16 protein-coding genes are annotated in these 20,188 nt (G+C 74.0%); 9 read left to right on the forward strand and 7 right to left on the reverse strand.

Going from position 1 to position 20,188, the window contains the following annotated elements:
* The first annotated feature begins 161 nt into the window (after nucleotides 1–161).
* Nucleotides 162–1,091 carry an N-acetyltransferase family protein gene (locus ACQP17_RS08060; protein WP_433855648.1) on the forward strand — a complete coding sequence of 310 codons (930 nt, stop codon included), beginning with the start codon at nucleotides 162–164 and terminating at the stop codon, nucleotides 1,089–1,091.
* Between the two features lie 21 nt (nucleotides 1,092–1,112).
* Here the strand turns inward: ACQP17_RS08060 and ACQP17_RS08065 are convergent, their stop codons facing one another.
* Nucleotides 1,113–1,838, reverse strand: a complete 726-nt coding sequence (locus ACQP17_RS08065; RefSeq protein WP_433855649.1) for a class I SAM-dependent methyltransferase — start codon at nucleotides 1,836–1,838, stop codon at nucleotides 1,113–1,115.
* A 193-nt stretch (nucleotides 1,839–2,031) separates the two neighbouring features.
* Between ACQP17_RS08065 and ACQP17_RS08070 the strand changes: the two genes are divergently transcribed.
* The 3 genes from ACQP17_RS08070 (at nucleotide 2,032) to ACQP17_RS08080 (ending at nucleotide 6,691) form a co-directional block, all read left to right on the forward strand.
* A complete protein-coding gene (locus ACQP17_RS08070; protein ID WP_433855650.1) occupies nucleotides 2,032–4,575 on the forward strand; it encodes a SpoIIE family protein phosphatase in 2,544 nt (847 codons plus the stop codon).
* Nucleotides 4,576–4,864: 289 nt separating this feature from the next.
* Nucleotides 4,865–5,899, forward strand: a complete 1,035-nt coding sequence (locus tag ACQP17_RS08075; RefSeq protein ID WP_433855651.1) for a lytic polysaccharide monooxygenase — start codon at nucleotides 4,865–4,867, stop codon at nucleotides 5,897–5,899.
* Between the two features lie 204 nt (nucleotides 5,900–6,103).
* Entirely contained in the window at nucleotides 6,104–6,691 is a 588-nt protein-coding gene (locus ACQP17_RS08080; RefSeq protein ID WP_433855652.1) for a TetR/AcrR family transcriptional regulator, read from the forward strand.
* 66 nt (nucleotides 6,692–6,757) lie between these two features.
* Here ACQP17_RS08080 and ACQP17_RS08085 read toward each other — a convergent pair whose 3' ends face one another.
* Nucleotides 6,758–7,609 (reverse strand): esterase/lipase family protein, encoded by an 852-nt coding sequence (locus ACQP17_RS08085; protein ID WP_433855653.1) that lies wholly within the window; start codon nucleotides 7,607–7,609, stop codon nucleotides 6,758–6,760.
* A gap of 465 nt (nucleotides 7,610–8,074) precedes the next feature.
* Between ACQP17_RS08085 and ACQP17_RS08090 the strand changes: the two genes are divergently transcribed.
* Nucleotides 8,075–8,686: a pyridoxamine 5'-phosphate oxidase family protein gene (locus tag ACQP17_RS08090; RefSeq protein WP_433859849.1), complete on the forward strand. Its 612-nt coding sequence runs from the start codon at nucleotides 8,075–8,077 to the stop codon at nucleotides 8,684–8,686.
* Nucleotides 8,687–8,757: 71 nt separating this feature from the next.
* Here ACQP17_RS08090 and ACQP17_RS08095 read toward each other — a convergent pair whose 3' ends face one another.
* Nucleotides 8,758–9,861 carry a DNA polymerase Y family protein gene (locus ACQP17_RS08095; RefSeq protein ID WP_433855654.1) on the reverse strand — a complete coding sequence of 368 codons (1,104 nt, stop codon included), beginning with the start codon at nucleotides 9,859–9,861 and terminating at the stop codon, nucleotides 8,758–8,760.
* Nucleotides 9,858–13,496: a DNA polymerase III subunit alpha gene (locus ACQP17_RS08100; protein ID WP_433855655.1), complete on the reverse strand. Its 3,639-nt coding sequence runs from the start codon at nucleotides 13,494–13,496 to the stop codon at nucleotides 9,858–9,860. Before ACQP17_RS08100 ends, ACQP17_RS08095 begins: the two co-directional genes overlap by 4 nt.
* A 222-nt stretch (nucleotides 13,497–13,718) precedes the next feature.
* Here ACQP17_RS08100 and ACQP17_RS08105 point away from each other — a divergent pair, with 222 nt between their 5' ends.
* Both ACQP17_RS08105 and ACQP17_RS08110 read left to right on the forward strand, forming a co-directional pair.
* Nucleotides 13,719–14,753 (forward strand): DUF3533 domain-containing protein, encoded by a 1,035-nt coding sequence (locus tag ACQP17_RS08105; RefSeq protein ID WP_433855656.1) that lies wholly within the window; start codon nucleotides 13,719–13,721, stop codon nucleotides 14,751–14,753.
* Complete coding sequence (locus ACQP17_RS08110; RefSeq protein ID WP_364880602.1) at nucleotides 14,750–15,073, forward strand: nuclear transport factor 2 family protein; 324 nt, start codon at nucleotides 14,750–14,752, stop codon at nucleotides 15,071–15,073. Before ACQP17_RS08105 ends, ACQP17_RS08110 begins: the two co-directional genes overlap by 4 nt.
* Before the next feature lie 46 nt (nucleotides 15,074–15,119).
* On the opposite strand, the gene ACQP17_RS08115 is transcribed toward ACQP17_RS08110, so the two are convergent.
* Entirely contained in the window at nucleotides 15,120–15,890 is a 771-nt protein-coding gene (locus tag ACQP17_RS08115; protein ID WP_433855657.1) for an SDR family NAD(P)-dependent oxidoreductase, read from the reverse strand.
* Between the two features lie 104 nt (nucleotides 15,891–15,994).
* Between ACQP17_RS08115 and ACQP17_RS08120 the strand changes: the two genes are divergently transcribed.
* Both ACQP17_RS08120 and ACQP17_RS08125 read left to right on the forward strand, forming a co-directional pair.
* On the forward strand, nucleotides 15,995–16,786 hold the full coding sequence (locus tag ACQP17_RS08120) for a TetR/AcrR family transcriptional regulator (RefSeq protein ID WP_433855658.1): 792 nt from the start codon (nucleotides 15,995–15,997) through the stop codon (nucleotides 16,784–16,786).
* Nucleotides 16,787–17,155: 369 nt separating this feature from the next.
* Nucleotides 17,156–17,596 carry a subtilase-type protease inhibitor gene (locus ACQP17_RS08125; protein ID WP_433855659.1) on the forward strand — a complete coding sequence of 147 codons (441 nt, stop codon included), beginning with the start codon at nucleotides 17,156–17,158 and terminating at the stop codon, nucleotides 17,594–17,596.
* Nucleotides 17,597–17,685: 89 nt separating this feature from the next.
* Here the strand turns inward: ACQP17_RS08125 and ACQP17_RS08130 are convergent, their stop codons facing one another.
* Entirely contained in the window at nucleotides 17,686–18,762 is a 1,077-nt protein-coding gene (locus ACQP17_RS08130) for a S1 family peptidase (RefSeq protein WP_433855660.1), read from the reverse strand.
* Nucleotides 18,763–19,205: 443 nt separating this feature from the next.
* On the reverse strand, nucleotides 19,206–20,171 hold the full coding sequence (locus ACQP17_RS08135; protein ID WP_433855661.1) for a slipin family protein: 966 nt from the start codon (nucleotides 20,169–20,171) through the stop codon (nucleotides 19,206–19,208).
* Nucleotides 20,172–20,188: the final 17 nt, after the last annotated feature.

The raw sequence follows: 20,188 nt of genomic DNA on the forward strand, positions 1-20,188 counted from the left end.
GCGGGAGGGGCGAGGGACCACAGGGGCTGAGGGTGCCGACGGGTCGTACGGGGCGGGACGCGAGGAACGGGAGGCGCGAGTCCGCGGGGCCGGGGGCGGGCGTGGGCCGCGCCCCGAAATTCAGCGGCGCTAGCCCGCCCCGGCGCGTACTGTCCGCCGTCATGACACTCACCGTGCGCGACTTCCGTCCGTCCGATGCCCAAGCCGTCGCCGAGCTGCGACGAGCCGCCGCGCCCTTCCACGTCTCCACCCCGCAGGGCGTCGCCTGGGAGGTCGCCACGGCGCCCGCGGCGCAGCGTCTGCGGCTGTTCGTCGCCGAGCGGGAGGGCAGGGTCGTCGGCGCGGTGCGGGCCGTCATGGTGCACGACGCCACCGTCCCGGGGCAGGCCTCGGCCACCCCCCAGGTCCACCCGGACCACCGCGGCCGGGGCGTGGGCCGCGCCCTGCTGACCGCGGCCGAGGAGCATCTCGCCGCGGCCGGCGCCACCCGGCTGCACGCCTGGGCGGTGGACGGGACCGGCGCACCGGCCTTCGCGGAGCGCCATGGCTACCGCCGCACCCGGCAGGCCCGCTTCCTACGCCTGGACCTCACCGAAGCCGCACTGCCGCAGCTCCCCTCCGACCTGCCGCCCGGTGTCCGGGAACGCCCCGGCACGGACTTCGAGGCCGACCCGCGGCAGCTGTTCGCGGCGGACACCGAGGCCAGCGCGGATGTGCCGGGCGATGTCACCATCGACGCCATGGCCTACGAGGACTGGCTGCGGCACACCTGGGAACACCCCCACCACGATCCGGACCTCACCTCGGTGGTCACCGTCGACGGCGAGATCGCCTCCTTCGCCCTGGCCTTCACCGACGGCCGCACCCGCTACTGCTCCGACATGACCGGCACCCGCCGCGCCTTCCGCGGCCGGGGCCTGGCCCGGCTGGCCAAGACCGCCTCCCTCCACCGCGCCCGCGACGCCGGCTACGCCGAGGCGTTCACCGGCAATGACGCCGAGAACGCCCCGATGCTCGCCCTCAACCAGGCCTTCGGCTACCGGCCGTTCGCCGGGGAGTGGCGGTACGTCCGCCCGCTGGGCGAGGGCTGAGCACCGCCCGCGCCCGGCACCTCACCCGCCCGGCGGCACGGGCGCGGTCACCACGGCGTCCCGGCCCGGGAGGGCGGCGATCAGCGCATAGCGCTCGTCGGTCACCTCCTTGCCCCACAGCGCCGGATCGTCCACCAGGCTCTCCACCCGTATCCCCATGGTCAACGGCGCGACGAGAGCGGTGAGTTCGACAGCCGGCAGGCCTATCGGCTCGGCCTCGCCCCAGCGGCCCTCCACCAGCACCAGCCGGCCGCCGGGAGTCAGCAAGGAGACCCAGCGGCGCAGCGCGGCCGCGGCATCGGGCAGCGCCCACAGGACATGCCGCACCAGCACCGCATCGAACCGCCCCTCCGCCACGGGCGGTTCGGCGGCGTCACCGACCAGGAACGCGGCCTCGTGGCCGGCGAGCTTGGCGCGCGCCCTGGCGATCATGCGCGGTGAGCGGTCGACACCCGTGACGCGATGCCCCTGTTCGGCGGCGAGCAGCGCCAGGCTGCCCGTGCCGCAGCCCAGGTCGAGGACGGCGGCGGGCCCGGACGGCAGCCAGGAGCACAACCGGGCGGCCCAGGCGGCGCGGACGGCCGGGTCGCGCAGGCCGTGGTCCGGCTCGTCATCGAAGGAGGCGGCGGCCACTTCCCAGTAGGCGGCGCCGGCGGTCGGCAGGGGCGATTCCCGGGGGCGGGCACGGAGGTTGGCGGGTGCGGCACGGGGCCGGCGGGACGGGTCGGCGGGGGCGTCGGTGCTCATGTGCCGAGGATGACAGCGACCACTGACAACGCCGGCCGGACGCGGTTCCCGGGCAGGCTCCGCGGGCCGGCGGCCGGCGTTCGCACGCGCGCCCGGCAAGGGCGGGGGAGTACCGTGGAAGGGCCGGTACGGTGCGTCGTGGACGTCCGGAAAGGGCGTCCGTCGCAGGTGGTACCGGCATTGGACCGGTCATATGAGTGTGCCCCAGAGCAGCCGTGTCTCCGGAGACGGCGTCTTCGACCTCACGCGGACGGCCGTGGTGGTGGCGGATCGCGCGGGGGTGACGCAGGGCTGGACCGAGGGGGCCGAGCGACTGCTCGGCTACCGGGTGTCCGAGGCCGTCGGCAGGCCCCTGGCGGACCTTTTCACCGGCGTGGACCCCGGTCCGGCACCGGACAGCGAGTGGCGGACCCGGCTGGCGGCGGCGGACGGCTGGAGCGGCCTGGAGGCCGTACGCCACAAGGACGGGCACCGGCTCGACCTGGAACTGCGCATCCTGCCGGTCAGGGACACCGAGCACGGCTCCGCCCGCCTCCTGCTCGCCGCCGAGATGACGCAGACGCCCTGGTCAGGAGCGAGCCGTTCGTTCCTGGAGGGGATTTTGGGGATGTCCCCGATCGGCGTGGGCATGGTGAACGCCGATCTGCGGTTCGTGTGGCTGAACGACGCGCTGGAGGCGATGGGCGGCATCAGCCGCGAGGCCCGCCTCGGCAAGCGCCTGGGGGACGTCCAGCCGGGCCTGGCGGTGAAGGCCATCGAGGCGGAGATGCGCCGGGTACTGCGCACCGGCCTGCCCTCGGTCGGCTACGAGTACCTGGGCCGGCCGCAGTCCGATCCGCAGCGCGAGCACGCCTACTCCACGTCGTTCTTCCGCCTGCAGGACGGTGCCGGCCAGGTGCTCGGCGTCTGCTACATGGTCCTCGACGTCACGGAGAGTTACCGTTCCCGGCAGCGGATGGCGCTGCTGAACCGGGCCGGGGAGCGCATCGGCAGCTCGCTGGACGTCTGGCGGACCGCGCAGGAACTGGCCGACGCGGCGGTGCCGGATCTGGCCGACTTCGTCACCGTCGATCTGCTCGACGCGCTGCTCAGCGGGGAGCAGCCGGCCGCGGGGCCGGTCGAGGCCTCGGCGCTGTTCTCCATGCGCCGGGCCGGCCAGCAGTCCGTGCGCGAGGGCTGCCCGGAAGCGGTGGTCACGGTCGGCGAGCGGGCCTCCTACCCGCCGTCGGCGCCCGTGGTGCTGAGCCTGACCGAAGGCAACTCCACCCTGCTGCAGACGCTCGACCTCGACGACGGCGAGTGGGCGGCCGAGGACCCGGTCCACGCCGCGCAGCTGCGCGCGCTCGGCTTCCACTCGCTGATGGTGGTGCCGCTGCGGGCGCGGGGGGTCTTCCTGGGCGCCGCCGCGTTCGCCCGCTGGCAGCACACCGGGCCCTTCCAGCCCGACGACCTGGTGCTGGCCGAGGAGTTCGGCACCCGCGCCGCGATGGCCATCGACAACGCCCGCCGGTACACCCGTGAGCACACCACCGCCCTCACCCTCCAGCACAGCCTGCTGCCGCGCGATCTGCCCGACCAGTGCGCGGTGGAGGCGGCCTACCGCTATCTGCCGGCCGACTCGCTCAGCGGCGTCGGCGGCGACTGGTTCGATGTGATCCCGCTGTCCGGGGCCCGGGTCGCGCTGGTGGTCGGCGACGTGGTCGGCCACGGGGTGCACGCCGCGGCCACCATGGGCCGGCTGCGTGCCGCCGTACAGGCGCTGGCCGACCTGCCGCTGTCCCCGGAAGAGGTACTGGCGCACCTCGACGACATGGTCAACCGGGTCGCCGACGACGCCCACACCGGCACCTCCGGTGGCGCCGACACCGCCGGCAACGGAGTCGTCGGCGCCACCTGTCTGTACGCGGTCTACGACCCGGTCGCCTGTAGTTGCACGCTGGCCCGCGCCGGCCACCCCGCGCCGCTGCTGGTGAGTCCCACCGGCGCCGCCGAGTTGCTGGAGCTGCCGACCGGACCGCCGCTGGGGCTGGGCGGGATGCCCTTCGAATCCGTCGAACTGCACCTGCCCGAGGGCAGCTTGCTGGCGCTCTACACCAACGGACTGCTGATGGGAAAGGCCCTCGACCTCGACGGGGGGATCGCCCGGCTGCGCAGCGCCCTGGCCGATCCGCAGGCTCCGCTGGAGAGCCTCTGCGACACGGTGATCGACGGCCTGCCGGGCGCCCGGCCGGTCGACGACGTGGCGCTGCTGCTGGCACGCACCCGGGCCCTGCCCCACACCCAGCTGGCCACGTGGGAGATCCCCGCCGATCCCTCGGCGGTCGGCGAGGCCCGCAGGGCGGCGGCCGCCCGGCTGGCCGAGTGGGACCTGGAGGAGCTCGGCTTCTCCACCGAACTCATCGTCAGCGAGCTGGTCACCAACGCCATCCGGCACGCCACCGGCCCGATCAGCCTGCGGATGATCCGGGCCCGGGCGCTGATCTGCGAGGTGTTCGACACCGGCAGCACCGCCCCGCACCTCCGCCACGCCCGGACCACCGACGAGGGCGGCCGCGGCCTGTTCCTCATCGCCCGCGTCGCCCAGCGCTGGGGCACCCGCCACACCTCCCAGGGAAAAATCATCTGGGCCGAACTCCCCCTCCGACCCGCCCCCTTTAACGCCACGGCGAACGACTTCAGCACCCTCGCCGCAGACCTCGGCGCCCCGCCCGCCGTCACCACGGCGGACGACCAGTGAGCTAGCGCCCCCTCCCCGGCCCCTCCGCTCCGCCCGTTTCCTCCCGGCCTGCCTGTGCCCCCGCTTAGCCGCTCCTTAAGCCCACCATAAAGATCATCCGCATCGCCCTTCGGACCGTAAATCCGCTGTTCAGCGGGGCTAGCGTGCTTCTCGCAAGGCGGCGTTGCGAGGCGCCGGTGCCGTTCTCCGGGGGGCGGTGCCGTCGTGCGCATCCCGACCCCCCACCACTGTGCCGCCCTTGCTTCCCCCTGCCCCGGCTGGATGCCCACTGATGAAGGAGACCCCCACGATGACCGCTCGTCGTAAGGCCACCGGGATCGCGCTGACCGGTGTCGCGCCGCTCGTGCTCACCGTGCTCGCCGCGAGCCCGGCCGCCGCGCACGGTTCGATGACGGATCCGGTGAGCCGGGTCTCGGCCTGCTACGCGGAGGGGCCGGAGAGCCCGCGGTCCGCGGCGTGCAAGGCCGCCGTGCAGGTCGGCGGGGCCCAGGCGCTCTACGACTGGAACGGGGTGCGGGACGGCGAGGCCGGCGGCAAGTCGAAGACGCGGATCCCGGACGGCAAGCTGTGCAGCGCCAACAACCCCACGTACAAGGGGCTGGACCTGGCGCGGGCCGACTGGCCGTCCTCCCGTATGCGGGCCGGGACGCACACGTTCCACTACAAGGCCACCGCTCCGCACAAGGGTTCCTTCGAGCTGTACCTCACCAAGAAGGGCTACGACCCGACCAAGCCGCTGAAGTGGTCCGACCTGGAGTCGAAGCCATTCGTGAAGGTCACCGACCCGAAGCTGACCAACGGTGAGTACGTCTTCAGCGGGAAGGTGCCGGCGCGCTCCGGTCGCCACCTGATCTACAGCGTCTGGCAGCGGTCGGACAGCGCGGAGGCGTTCTACACCTGCTCCGACGTCGTCTTCGGGAAGGGCGCGGCCGCCGGCGCCACCGTGAAGTCCGCGCCCCTCGCCTCCGCGCCGACGGACAGCCAGATCGCGGCGGGCGCCTCGAAGTCGTCGATGGACATGAGCCACCACGACCACCGGAGCGCCGGTGCGGACGAGCACCAGGGCGCGGGCGCGGACGGCCACACCGGCGCCGTGCGGTCGGCGAGCGCGGACAGCCCCGCGGTGGGCGGCGGTGCGGACGCTTCCGGCAACGCCCCGCGGCCCGAGGGCGGCGCCCGTCCGGCCGGCACCCGGCAGCTGGCGGAGACCGGTGGGGACAGCTCCACCGCCCCGCTGGCCGCGACCGGCGCCGCCGTCGTGGCACTGGGCGCCGGCGTGCTGATCGCCACCACCCGCCGCAAGGCCGCCCGGTCCCGCGGCTGAATGCCCGCAGCTGATCGGTCCCCCGGCTGACCGGTCGCGTGCCGGATCGGCCCGGGGCCGGTCCGGCGGCCCGGAAGTGCGGGAAACGGCGTCGCCTCCCCGTCCGGTGAACGGGGAGGCGACGCCGTTTCCCGTCCCCTGCCCCACCCGCTCGGACCGTTTTGGAGGGGTATCTCCGGCAATGTGGAGAGTACCCTCCAGAACATGGCCAGGCCCTCCCGCTTCGACACCCCGCGGCTGCTCGACGCCGCCGTGCGGCTGGCGGCCGGCTCCGGGCCCGCGGCGGTCACGATGTCCGCGGTCGCGGCGGCCGTCGGCGCACCCAGCGGCTCGCTCTACCACCGCTTCCCCGGCCGTTCGGCGCTGCTCGCCGAGGTGTGGCTGCGGACCGTCGAGGGCTTCCAGGAGGGCTACTTCGAGGCCCTGGAGTCGTCGGACGATCCGCTCTCAGGGGCCCGGGCCGCCGCCCGGCACGTCGTGGCGTGGAGCCGCACCCATCCGCAGGAGGCCGCGCTGCTGCTGTACGGGGCCCACGACTTCGGCCACGACGACTGGCCGGACGCGTATCTGCTGCGGGCCGAGGACGGGAACATGCAGGTCCGGGCCGCCATGGCGGCACTCGCGGGGGCGCTGGGAATGCACGGCCGCCCCGCCCTGGACCGGGTGACGCTCGCGGTGATCGACCTCCCGCTGGCGCTGGTCCGCCGCCATCTGCGCGGCGGACACCCGCTGCCCGCGCACGCCGAGGACCTCGCCGAGCAGTGCACCGCCGCCCTGCTCGCCGGCGGCTGACCGCGGCGGCGCCGGTACACAGCCGCTTCGGCCCCCTCGCCGACAGGGGGCCGGAGCGGCTCCCGGTCAGCCCGAGACGCAGGTCGTCCGGGTGGCGTGGGCCGGGTCGAGGGCGTTGGCCGTCTCGTGGAAGGCGACCCGGTCGAGGAGTCCGATGGCCACGTGCTCGGAGAGGTCGAGCGCGCACAGGTCCTGGAGCACGACGTTGTGCACGTCGGGGCCGTCGAGGAACTGGGTCCGGTAGGGCGTGACGACCTCGTCGTAGCGGGTGGCGAGCACGGTGTAGTGGACCCCGGGGACGGTGTCGCCGCCCTCGTTGAGGCGGCGCAGGATGTCGGAGCCGGCGATCTGGTCGGTCAGGCCCGGGGTCGCCCTGTCGAGGTACTTCTTGGCGCCGGGGAAATACGGCAGCAGGCGGGTCAGACCGTCCAGGTCGGTGCCGTGGTTGTCGGGGGCCAGCCCGACCAGCGTGTGCACCTTGTCCGCGCCGCCGTGGAACTTCAGGTACACCCGCGCCATCATGCCGCCCTGCGAGTGGCCGACGAGGTCGGCCTGCCGCGTCCCGGTGGCGGCCAGCACCCGGTCGACGAATTCGGCGAGCTGCCCGGCGGAGGCATCGACCGGGCCCAGGCCGTGGAAGAGCGGGACGCCGGGCAACTGGCCGTAGTCCAGGGAGAAGACGCAGTAGCCACGGGCCACCAGGTAGGGCGCGAGTCCGAGCCAGTTGTCGATGGAGTTACCGAGGGTGCCGTGCACCAGGACCACCGGCCGCGGGTGGTCGGCGGAGGGTGTGCAGGAGTAGTTGTTCCAGCCGCTGCTGACGGTGGGGGCGTCGGCGGCGGCGGGCACGGTGGCGGCCCCGAAGGCCAGGGCGAGGGCGGAGAGGAAGGTCAGCGGTCTTGACCAGCGCAGCTTCATACGATGCTCCTTGCGGGGTGAGGGGGACTCCGACGTACTCGGCGAGTCGTTCACGCGATCCGGATCGCAAGGGCCAACGCAGTTGACTGACAAGTAAGTTACGGCTGGGTAAGCGAGATGTGCCAGCGGCGTGACGGTGAAGGAAGCGCCACACAATCCTCACCGGATGTCCGGGGTGCACGGCGGCCGGACCGTGCTGTGGCGGGGCGCGCGGTACGGCGCTCCCCCTGCCCCGCCGCCCGGGCGACCGGTCGCGGTGCGCAACCCCGGTCGCTCCACGGCCCGTTGGGCGTTGGCGGGGCCGCGCGCCCGGTCCGTCGGCGGAGGGCCGGATGTCAGTGGCGTCGCGTACATTCGGTGATGCCTTGACCGAGCGAGTGAGGGGAGACGCCGATGGGGACGGCGGAAGCGGCGGACGCGGCGGGGACGGCGGACGCGGCGGGGACGGCGGACGCGGCCGGACTGGTGGAGATCTCGTCGGCGGCGGAGCTGCGCGAACTGATCGGTGAGCCCTCCGCCCATGCCGCGCACAAGACCCGGCACCGGCTGCACGAACTCGACCGGCAGTGGCTGGCCCGCTCACCGTTCTGCATGCTGGCCACCGCGGATGCGCAGGGCCGCTGCGACGTCTCCCCCAAGGGCGACCCCGCCGGCTTCACCCATGTCCTGGACGACACCACCGTCGTGATCCCCGACCGCCCCGGCAACAAGCGCCTGGACGGCCTGATGAACGTCCTGGTCAACCCGTATGTCGGGCTGGACTACGTCCTTCCGGGGCGTGGTGACACCCTGCGGATCAACGGCCGCGCCCGGCTGCTGCGCGATGCCCCGTTCTTCGACGACCTGGTCGTCAAGGGCCACCGCCCGCGGCTGGCGCTGCTGGTGGAGGTCGAGGAGGTCTTCTACCACTGCTCCAAGGCCTTTTTGCGCTCGGAGCTGTGGAAGCCGGAGACCTGGCAGCCGGACGCCCTGCCGTCGCGGGCCCGGATAGTCAAGGGCATCGAGGCCCAGGAGCTGCCCCTGGAGGAGCTGGAGCGGCACTACGGACCGCGGTATGCGGAGCGGCTGTACGGCTGAGCGGCTGTACGCGGCTGTACGGCTGAGCGCCCGGGGCGCGCGCCGGGTGCGGGGGCGCCGGGGCCGGCGGGTCACCGCCGGGTGGTGCCGGGGCCGGGGGGTTTCGCGCCCGGGAGCGGGGGCGGACGGCCGGCCCCGCCGAGGGCCGCCGCGGGCCGTACACTCCCGTCCCCGAAGCGGGCCCTGGCCCGGTCGACGGCCGCCTCGATGCGGTGCGCCCGGTCGTCGGACGGGTCGAAGGACAGCTGGCGGGCGGCGAGTTCGGCGCGGCACAGGTCCTCCGCGCGCAGCGCCACCGACCGCACCCGCGCCCGCTGCAGCCCGAGCGCGGCGTGCAGCGCGTACGCCGCCTCGACCAGCGCGGGACCGTGCGCGGTCGGCCCGTCCAGCCGCCGGGTGCGGGTGGTGGTGGAGCGGTCGGCGTAGCGGACGGTGAGGGTGAGCGCGCGGGCCACCTGCCCGCTCGCCCGCAGCCGGGCCCCGAGCCCGTCGGCGAGCGAGAGCAGCGCCCGCCGGCGCCGGTCCGGGTCCAGCTCGTCGTGGGCGAAACGGTGTTCCGCCGCCGTCGAGCGGGCCGCGGCGTTGGGGGTCACCGGCGTCGGGTCGATGCCACGGGCCCGCTCGTACACCACCCGGCCGGTGCGCGCGCCGAGGATCCGCTGGAGGGTCGCGGGTGGTGCGGCGGCGACCCTGCCGACGCTGTCGAGCCCGTAGGCGCACAGGGCGCGCGCGGTCGCCGGGCCGACGCCGTGCAGCGCCGAGGCCGGCCGGCGGTCGAGGAACGCGGCGACGGCGACGGCGTCATCGGGGACGACCCTGATCTCCCCCGGGGCCGCCCCCTGGGCCGCCATCCGGGCGAGCAGCGGGTTGGCGGCGATGCCGATCGTGCACCGTACGCCGTGCCAGGCGAGCGCCCGCAGCCGCACCAGTTCGGCCAGGCCCGCCGCGTCCCGGTCGAAGTAGCGCAGCGCACCGCGGACGTCCGCGAGCGCGGCGTCCGGTGGCAGCGCCTCGATCACCGGGGTGAACTGTGCGAGCAGTCCCAGCAGTTGCGCGAAGCACCCGGCGTCCGGCGGGGTGCCGTCGGCGGTCCGGAAGCGGATGTGGAGCATGCCCGGCTGCCGCCCGGTGGGGGCTTCCGGGAGGTCGGGGCCGGTGTCCGTGCCGGGGGTCATCCCGCGCTCCCGGGGCTGGAGTGCCACAACTTGCGTCCGGTGGCGGCGCGTTCACCCGGGGGCTGGAGGTCGGCCCACGGGTGCAGCTCGTAGCCGGTCTCCAGCCGGATGGTGCGGCCCGGGGCACCGGCCGGCTCGGCCTCCCCGCCGGCGCCGGGCTCCCCGCCGGGTCCCCGGTCCGTCCCGGCCTCCCCGGTGCCGGCCCCCGCCGCTCCCCCGTCCGGCCCGGTCGCGAGCCGGGCGGCGACCGCCTCCAGCCCGCCCTCCTGGCGCAGTTCGGCCAGTTCGGCGAGGTTCCAGGCGGCGGCGCCGACCACGCTGAAGCTGCGCGGACCGCGCCGCTGGACCGTGCCGCGCACCAGCAGCAGCCAGGAGTGGAAGATCGTGTGCGCACAGGCGGCGACGGGGCTGGGGGCGCTTCCCGGGCCGTCGGAGCCCGGAGGGGCGTCGAAGAAGGCGCAGTCGACCAGGCCCGTGCTGTCGTCGAGGGTGGTGAAGATGACCCGCCGGCCGGAGCGGATCGGTGGCGTCTGGGTGGCCGCCTTGGCGCCGGCGACCAGCACCGTCTCCCCGTGCCGGGCCTCCCGCAGCAGCCGGGCCGGCAGCGCCCCCAGCTCCGCGAGGAACTCCTGGTGGTCGGCCATCAGGTGACGGGAGGCGTCCATGCCGAGGACGCCCAGCTCGGCGCTGAGCCGTTCGACCTCGTCGAGGTCGGGCAGCCCCGCGGGCTCGACCGGATCGGCCGCCGCCCCCGGCTCCGCGCCCGCCCCGTCGAGGGCCCGGTCCGGCAGCGCCAGCTGGCCGCCGGACGCCCGCCGCCGGTGGTGGTGCAGCTCGGCGACGTGCAGCAGCAGATCCCGCCGGTTCGCACCGAAGGCGTCCAACGCGCCCACCCGGGCGAGGCGTTCGGCCACCGGGCGGCTCGGCCTGGCCCGCTGCCACAGGTCCTGGAGCGAGTGGTAGGGCTGTCCCGCCTCGATCCGCCGCGCCTCGGCCTCGCTCATGCCGTGCACATCGCAGAACGCGAGCCGCAGCCCCCAGAGGGCCCCGGACCGGCTTCCTGAGCCGCCAGGACCGACGGAACGAAGCCCGGCACCGGACACCAGTTCGATTCGGTGGGCGAGGGCCGAGCGGTTCACATCCAGCGGCAGCACCGGCACCCCGCGCCGCCGCGCGTCCGCGAGCAGCAGCCGCTTCGGGTACATCCCGGGGTCGTGGGTGAGCAGCCCGGCGTAGAAGGCCGCCGGGTGGTGCGCCTTGAGCCAGGCCGACTGGTAGGTGGGGACCGCGAAGGCCACCGCGTGCGCCTTGCAGAAGCCGTACGAGCCGAAGGCCTCGACGATCTCCCAGGTGCGGGCGATGACGTCGGACGGATAGCCGCGCCGCTCGGCGCACCGCGCGAACCAGGCGCGGACCCGGCCCTGGAATTCGGGGTGCGACAGGGCCCGCCGCTTCTCGTCCGCCTCGTCCCGCGGACAGCCCGTCATGATCCGCAGCAGCTCGATGATCTGCTCGTGGAACACCACCACCCCATAGGTCTCGCGCAGCGGCTCCTCCAGGTCGGGGTGCGGATAGCGGACCGCCTTGCGGCCGTGCCTGGCCTCGATGAAGGGCCGCACCATATCGGCGGCGACCGGTCCCGGCCGGAAGAGGGAGATGTCGACGACCAGATCGTGGAAGGTGGCGGGCTGCAGCCTGCCGACCAGGTCGCGCTGGCCCGGCGACTCGATCTGGAAGCAGCCGAGGGTCTCGGTCGAGCGGATCAGTGCGTACGTCGCCTCGTCGCCGGGCGGCACCTGCGCGGGGTCGTCGAGGTCGAGCCGGCGTCCGGTGGCCCGGCCGATCTCGGCGACCGCGTGCGCCATCGCGGACTGCATCCGCACGCCCAGCACATCGAGCTTGAGCAGCCCCATCTCCTCCACGTCGTCCTTGTCGAACTGGGACATCGCGAAGTGCTCACCGCTGGTGGGCACGGTGGGCGTGCGATCCAGCAGCGTGGCGTCGGAGAGCAGCACCCCGCACGGGTGCATGGCGATCCCGCGCGGCAGTGCGTCCAGCGCCTCGACCAGCTCCCACAGCCGCTCGTCGCCGGGCTCCCGCACCCCGCGCAGCTCCGGCAGCTCGGCCAGTGCCGTCCGCGCGTCACGGGCGCGGATGTGCGGAAAGGCCTTGGCGAGGCGGTCCACCCGGGCCGGGTCCATGCCCAGCGCCGCGCCCACGTCCCGTACGGCGTGCCGCACCCGGTAGGTCTCGGGCATCGAGACCGTGGCGACCCGCTCCGCGCCGAACCGGTCGAAGATCGCGCGGTAGACCTCCAGCCGGCGGGCGGATTCCACGTCGATGTCGATGTCCGGCAGCGCCGCCCGCCGTTCGGACAGGAAGCGCTCCATCAGCAGCCCGTGGGCGACCGGGTCGGCGTGGGCGATGCCCAGGAGGTGGTTGACCAGCGAGCCGGCGCCCGATCCCCGGGCCGCGACCCGGATCCCCCGCTCCTTGACGTCCGCCACGACCCGGGCGACCGTCAGGAAGTACGAGGGAAAGCCCAGCCGTTCGATCGTGCGCAGCTCGTCCTCCAGCCGCGCCCAGCGCGCCCGGTCGCGGTCGTATCCGCGCAGCACCATCCCGGCGGCGCAGTGCGAGCGCAGCACCCGGGCGGCGGTGCGGTGTTCCGCGCCGACCAGCCGCGGCTCGGGGAAGTGGACGCGGCCGAGCCCGATGTCGTCCTGCGGGTCGACCAGGCACTCGCCGGCGGTCTCCTCGGTCATGGCGAGCAGCCGGTGGGCGAGGTCGCGCCGGAAGCCGGCGGCCTCGGCGATCCGCCCGGCGGTGCGGTGCATCGCGGCGGCGTCCTTGAGCCAGCGCTCACCGCCGTCCCAGGTCTCGGGCCGGTGCCGGTCCACCGGCACCAGACGGCGGGCGGAGTCCAGGACGTCGGCGACCGGGCCCTGACCGGAGTCGGCATAGCGGACCGCGTTGGTCAGGACGGCGCGGATGCCCTGGTCGACGGCGAAGCCGAGGGTGCGGGCGGCCAGCCGCGCCGAGCCGGGTCCGCTGCCGGGCCGCCCGTGGTCGACGACCTCCAGGCGCAGCCCCTCGCCGTACAGCTCCCGCCAGGGGGCGATGAGCCGGGCGGCGCGGTCCGGGCGGCCGGCGATCAGCGCCCGGCCGACCTCGGAGTCCGGCCCGAGCAGCACGGTCAGCCCGTCCGCGGCGGATTCCAGGGAACTCCACGCAAGGACGGGCCGCTCGGCCCCGCCCGCGTGGGCGGCCGAGACCAGCCGGCACAGGGCGGCCCAGCCGGCCGCGCCGTCGCGGGCCAGGAAGACGGCGCGGGCGGCGGACTCGTCGAGGAAGGCACCGCCGCGCACCGGGGTGCGCCGGCGCACGGTGGCGTGGCCGGCCGGGGGTTCCACCACGTGCTCCGCCACGGCGAGTGCGCTGCCGAACAGCGGGCGGACGCCGGCGACGGCGGCGGCCTTGGCGAACCGTACGGCCCCGGAGAGTCCGTCCCGGTCGGTCAGCGCGAGGGCGTCCATGCCGCGTTCGGCGGCGCGCTCGGCGAGGCGCTCCGGGTGGGAGGCGCCGTAGCGCAGGGAGAAGCCCGAAGCGGTGTGCAGGTGCGTGAACCCTGGCATTCGCACCTCCCGCGCCTCATCCGCCTCAGCCGACCCTGTGTCCCCCCGTTCCTCTCCTCCACCATACCCGTCTGTCGAACATTCGTACGAAGAGACGCCGAAGATCACCGCCTCACCCGTCCGCCGATCGGCCCCATCCGCCCTGCACGGCCCCCTCACCGCCCGGAAGATAGGGGGACAAAAGCACCGGACCGCCCGCCGCGAGGTGGCAGGGAGCGCTACATGGCCACGACGGACGACGGCACCCGCACCACCTTCCTCGCGGAGGTGAAGAGCGCGGTGACGCCGCACGCCTCGCTGCTGGTGCTCGGCGTGCTGGGCCTGATGACCGCGTTCATCACGTCGTACACCGGCGCCTTCCACCACCCCCGGCCGACCGATGTGCCGCTCGCCGTGGTCGCCCCCGCGCCGGCCGGCGGACAGCTGGTGGGCGCCCTGGACCGACTGCCCGGCTCCCCCCTGGCCCCGCGCGCGGTGCCCACCGAACGACAGGCGCGGCAGCGGATCGCGGACCGGGAGGTCGCCGGGGCCCTGATCGTGAACCCGCACGGCGGCACCGACCGGCTGCTGGTCGCCGGCGGCGGGGGCACCTCCCTGGCCCAGGCCCTCGAACAGGTCGTCCGCCCGGTGGAGAAGGCCCGGCACCGCACCGTCCGCACGGTGGACGTGCGCCCGGTCGCACCGGGCGACGGCCGCAGCCTGTCGTCCTTCTACCTCGTCGTCGGCTGGTGCGTCGGCGGCTATCTGTGCGCCGCGATCCTGGCGATCAGCGCCGGGGCGCGCCCCTCCAACGGGCACCGGGCGGTCATCCGGCTGGCCGCGCTGGCGCTGTACGCGATCGCCGCCGGACTGGCCGGCGCGGTCGTCGTCGGGCCGGTCCTCGACGCCCTGCCCGGCACCTTCTTCGGGCTGTGGGGGCTGGGCGCCCTGGTCGTCTTCGCGGTGGGCGCCACCACCCTGGCCTGCCAGGCCCTGCTGGGCATCCTCGGCATCGGGCTGGCGATCCTGCTGATCGTCATCCTGGGCAACCCGAGCGCGGGCGGCGCCTACCCCTACCCCCTGCTGCCCCCGTTCTGGCGCGCCATCGGCCCCGCCCTGCCGCCGGGCGCGGGCACCTGGGCGGCACGCTCCCTCGCCTACTTCCGCGGAGCCGCCCTCACCGGCCCGCTCCTGGTGCTCTCCGCCTGGGCGGTGGGCGGCACCCTGCTCACCCTGGCCCTGTCGGTCTTCCGCACGAAGGATGTGAACCCCTCATGACCATTTCCGCCGGCCGGCTGTCCCAGCCCGCGGTCCGTGCCCTGGTCACGGCCCTCAACAACCATGACGAGCAGGCGTTCTTCGACGCCCTGACCGCCGACGCCACCATGTCCGACGACGGGTCCGACCGGGACCTGCGGGAGTGGTGCGACCGGGAGATCTTCGCCACCCGCGGCCACCTGGACGTACGGTCCGAGTCGGACCACGGACTGTCCCTCGTCGCCGACTACCGCAACGACACCTGGGGCGAGATGCGGACCCGCTGGAGGTTCACGGTGGCGGACGGCAAGGTCAGCCGCTTCGAGACCGGGCAGGCGTGAGGCGCCTCCCACCGCCTGCCGGCGCGTGGGACCGTGCGCGGCCGGCTCACATGTGTGTGCCGCCGTCGATCCGGATCTCCGTGCCGGTGATGAACGCACCGTCCTGCGAGGCGAGCATCGCGATCACGCCCGCGACCGTTTCCGGGGCCGCGAAGCCCTCGCCGAGGGCCGGGGTGAGCTTGGTGAAAAGGGACATGTCGGCGTCGTCGGGCAGTCCCGGGCCGCGTCCGTGGGTCATCCCGCTGGCGATCGAGCCCGGTGCCACGCACACCGCGCGCAGCCCCTGCTTGCTGTACTCACTCGCGATGGCGTGCGTCATGGACTGGACGCCGCCCTTGCTCGCCGCGTAGGCCGCCATGTAGGGGTGCGCGAACGCGGCGGACGTGGAGCTGAAGTTGACCACGACCGGCGAGCGGCCCTCCAGGAGGGCGGGCAGCGCCTCACGGGTCATCAGGAACGTGCCGGTCAGATTGATCGAGATGATCTTGTTGAAGAGGTCCAGGCCGGTCTCGTGGGTGTGCGCGGAACGCAGGATGCCGGCCGCGTTGACCAGGACGTCCAGACCGCCGAGGCCGGCCACCGCTGCGGCGACGCCGGAGCGGACCGCCGCCTCGTCGGCTATGTCCAGCACCGCCGTCTCCAGCCGGCCGGCCGTCCCGTCGTCGGCGGCGCGGGCGGCGGTGTCCCGCAACCCCTCCGCGTCGATGTCCGCGGCGACCACCCGGGCACCCTCGGCGAGGAGCCGGTGGACGGTGGCCCGCCCGATGCCCGAGCCGGCTCCGGTGATCAGGGTGCGGCGTCCGTCAAAGCGATCCATGGTCCAGCTCCGTTCTCGGGTTCTCCGGCACGCTAACTCCAAAGTGGCACGTTGTGCCAATGTCACATGCTGCGCCGGTACGGCACGCCACGTAGGCTGACCGCATGTCACCGGCGCCCGAACCCGCCCCGCTCCCCCGCCCCTCGCTCACCGCCCGGCGCACGGCCGAGACCCGGCTGGAGATCGCCCGGGCCGCGGCCGTGCTGTTCGCGGAGCGCGGCGCCGCCGTCACCGCCGACGAGATCGCGCGCGCCTCGGGCGTCGCGCTGCGCACCTTCTACCGCTACTTCCGCACCAAGGAGGAGGCGGTGGTGCCACTGCTCGCCACCGGCGTGCAGGAGTGGGTCGACGAGCTGGCGGCGTCGCCGGACGGGCCGGACGCACCCCCCGTGTGCGAGACGCTGGAGCGGGCCGCCCGCCGGGCGCTGACCCCCGCGGACGCGCCGGCCGCCGAGTCGCTGCGCCTGACCCGCGGGCTGCTGCGGGCGATGCCGGGCGACCCGGCGCTGCGCGCGGTCTGGCACCGGGTGCATCACGACGCCGAGGAGGCGCTGGTGCCGGTTCTGGGGCGACTGACCGGCGCCGGGCCGCTGGAGGTACGGCTGGCCGCGGCGGCCGCGAACACCGCGATGCGGGTCGCCGTCGAGCAGTGGGCGGCGGGCGACGGGCCGCCGGAGGGGCCCCGGGGGCCGGCGGCGCTGGTGGCGCGGAGCATGCGGACGCTGACGGCCGGGATGCCGGAGCTGACCGGGGTACACGGACGGGCGGGGACCCGCGGACGGGGCGGGAAGGAGAGCTCCGGCCGCACGGCGCGGGGGCGGCGCGGCGACGGGCCGGCGGGCCCGGGGAAACCGGGCCGGCGGCGCTCCGAGGAAGGCCCGGCGGCGGGCCGGTAAGGCGAGGGGCGGCGGTCCGGCTCTTACCCCGGCGGGCGCCCGACACCGCTCGGAGGGACCCTCCGGCCCCCCTCTTCGGCCAATCGCCGGAGATCGAAACCCGCCCGAACGGCCGGTCGGTGGCTGGATACCGGCACACCGGAGCCCGCCACCTCTTGCCGGAAGCATGACGAACGGGGCAACCTCGCTGGCCGCACGGCACTCCCACCCACCCGCGCCGCATCTACTCCACCCAGTTCGCGCCATTACCCTCAGCTTTCGAGTAACGACTCAAAGTGAACGCTTCAGACGCACTCAAGGTGCTTTCGGGATGCGGTTGGGCCAGACTCCCGTCCGGTATCTGCACCTTCGAGATAGGGAGTGTTCGTCATGCGGTACATCACTGGGGCGGTCGCGCTCGGCGCGGCACTGGTTCTGGGCACCCTGGCCACCACGGCGCAGGCCGTGGCCGCCCCGGCGCAGCCCGCGCGGACCGGTGGCCTGTACGCCCCGAGTGAACTGGTGCTGACGATGGGCCAGGGCGAGAGCCGTGCGACCGCCACGGTGCAGCGTGCGGTGACGCTCACCTGCATGCCGAAGTCCGGCGGAAGCCACCCGAACGCGATAGCCGCCTGCAACCAACTGCGCACGGTGGCCGGCGACTTCGGTGCGGTGACCGCCGCACCGTCCACGCGGCTGTGTACCAAGGAGTGGGCTCCCGTCGTGGTCACCGCGGACGGCGTCTGGCAGGGCAAGCGGGTCTCGTACACCTACACCTTCGCCAACCCCTGCACGATGACCGACGGCCGCGGTTCGGTCTTCGACTTCTGACCGGACCGTTCGCGATCCCCGGGCCCCGGACGGCGGTGCCCGGGGATCGTCATGTCCGGCAGGTCAGGGCCTCCCGGACCACGGAGCGGTCAGCCGATCTCCGCGCCGTAGGCCTTCAGGGCCTCCGGCACCGGCTGGAAGAAGGTCTCGCCGCCCTTGGTGCAGTCGCCGCTGCCGCCGGACGTGAGGCCGATCGCGGCGTCCCCGTCGAAGAGCGCGCCGCCGCTGTCGCCGGGCTCGGCGCAGACATCGGTCTGGATCAGACCGTCGACCGTGCCCTCCTGGTAGTTGACGCTGGCGTTCAGCGCCTTGACCGTGCCGCCGTGCACCTGGGTGGTGCTGCCGCTGCGCTGCACCTTCTCACCGACGGTGGCCTCCGCGGCCTTGGTGATCTTCTGCGTGCCGCCGTTGTAGAGGTCGACCTCGCTGGGGTGCGGGGTGTCGCCGGTGTACTTGGCAAGGGAGAAGTCGTGGCCCGGGAAGGTCGATTCCTCGGTGGTCGCGATCGCCGAGCCGCCCTGCTGGTCGGACCAGCTCTTGATCTCGTTGCCGCAGTGGCCGGCCGTCAGGAAGTACGGCTTGCCGTCCTTGACCACGTTGAAGCCGAGCGAGCAGCGGGCACCGCTCCCCCAGATCGCGTCGCCGCCGCCGATGAAGGGCTTGAACTCTCCCTTGCTGCGCTGCACCTCGACCTTGTCGCCGAGGCTCTTGGCGACCTTGGCGAGCCGGTCCAGCTTGGCGCCCTTGACCGTGCGGTCGGCGGTCACCACGACCTTGTTGCTCTGCGGGTCGATCCCCCAGGACGTACCGGGGATGGTCGCCTTCGACTTCAGGGTCTGCCGGGCCGAGTCGAGCTGGGCGAAGGTGTGCTTGACGAATCTGGCTTCCGCCCCCTTCGCCCGCGCGGCTCTGGCCTGCGCCTGGTTCACGACGTTGACCACCAGCTTCTTGGCCTTGGCGTCGTAGAACGCCCCCGCGGTGTCCGTCTTGAGGTGGGAGGCGAGGGTGGTCGCCGCGGCGGAGGTCAGCTTCGCGAGGGCGGGGGTGGCGGGCCGCGCCGGGGACGCGTTGGCGTTCGCCAGGGTCACGGTGGCGGTGGCGGCGAGGGCGAGCGCGCCCGCTCCCGCGATCACGGCGCGCCGGTGGGGTATGCGACGGTGCTTCAACTCGGGGCCTTCCGTGGGGGGGAAGAGCCCGGAAACCGTGGGGAGTTGCCCGGGCCCGGAGAGTGAGGGATGGACACACGGACGGTCCCCCCGGGATTGCCGCACCCCTGGAAGCCGCGTCCATGCCGACGTGTGCGCGGCCGAGTATCCCCATCGGCCTCACTCGTGCACAAGACCGAGTACCGGTCTCACATACGGGAGTTCACCATTTCGCCACACGGCGGTCACACCTGTGTCCGCGCCCCGTGGTGCGGAGTGCGGACATCAGCGGGCGTCCGGAAGCTCGGCGGCCACGCCACGTGTGAGGACTATAGCTGGCCGGAAAACGCCGACCGGAAGCCGCCCCCGGACCGCGGAAACCGCCGTACACACCGGCATCAACAGGCATATACGACGGTCAACGGGACATCAGGCGGCCCCTCGCGCGGCGGGCTCCTCCGCCCCTACGGCCGGCCCTCCGTCCGGTCCGGCAGATCCTCCGTCCGGTCCGGCAGATCCTCCGCCTCCGGGAGGTCCTCCAGCTCCGGCGGCCGCTCGTCCGGCGTCTCGCCCTCCACGGCCGCGGGCGAGTCGTCGGCCACCTCGGGGGCGACCGGCCGGCGCGCGGGCCCCCGCACGGCCTCGGCTGCCGCGGTCTCCGCCTGGGCCTGCAGCCCGGAACGCTCCAGGAACCGCAGCAGTTCGACCGGGAAAGGCAGGACAAGGGTGGAATTCTTCTCGGCGGCGACCGCCACCACGGTCTGCAGCAGCCGCAGTTGCAGCGCCGCGGGCTGGTCGGACATCGCCTCGGCCGCCTCGGCGAGCTTCTTCGAGGCCTGCAGCTCGGCATCGGCGTTGATCACCCGGGCGCGCCGGTCACGGGTCGCCTCCGCCTGGCGGGCCATCGAGCGCTTCATCGTCTCCGGGAGGGAGACGTCCTTGATCTCCACCCGGTCGACGGTCACACCCCAGCCGATGGCCGGGCTGTCCATCATCAGCTCCAGGCCCTGGTTGAGCTTCTCCCGGTTCGACAGCAGATCATCCAGTTCGCTCTTGCCGATGATCGACCGCAGCGAGGTCTGCGCCATCTGGGAGACCGCGAAGCGGTAGTCCTCGACCCGGATGACCGCGTCGGCGGCGTCCACGACCTTGAAATAGACGACCGCGTCGACCCGCACGGTGACGTTGTCCCGGGTGATGCCCTCCTGGGCGGGCACCGGCATCGTGATGATCTGCATGTTGACCTTGCGCATCCGGTCGACGAACGGAACGATCATGGTGAATCCGGGCCCGCGCACCTCGGAGGCCAACCGCCCCAGCCGCAGCACCACCCCGCGCTCGTACTGCTTGACCACCCGCGCCGCCGCGACGACGTACACCGCGCCCACCGAGGCCAGCGCCACCCCGGTCGCCACCAGTTCTTCGACCATCACGGCTCCCTGACGTG

This window comes from Streptomyces kronopolitis, from assembly GCF_050953795.1.
Lineage (GTDB): Bacteria > Actinomycetota > Actinomycetes > Streptomycetales > Streptomycetaceae > Streptomyces > Streptomyces kronopolitis_A.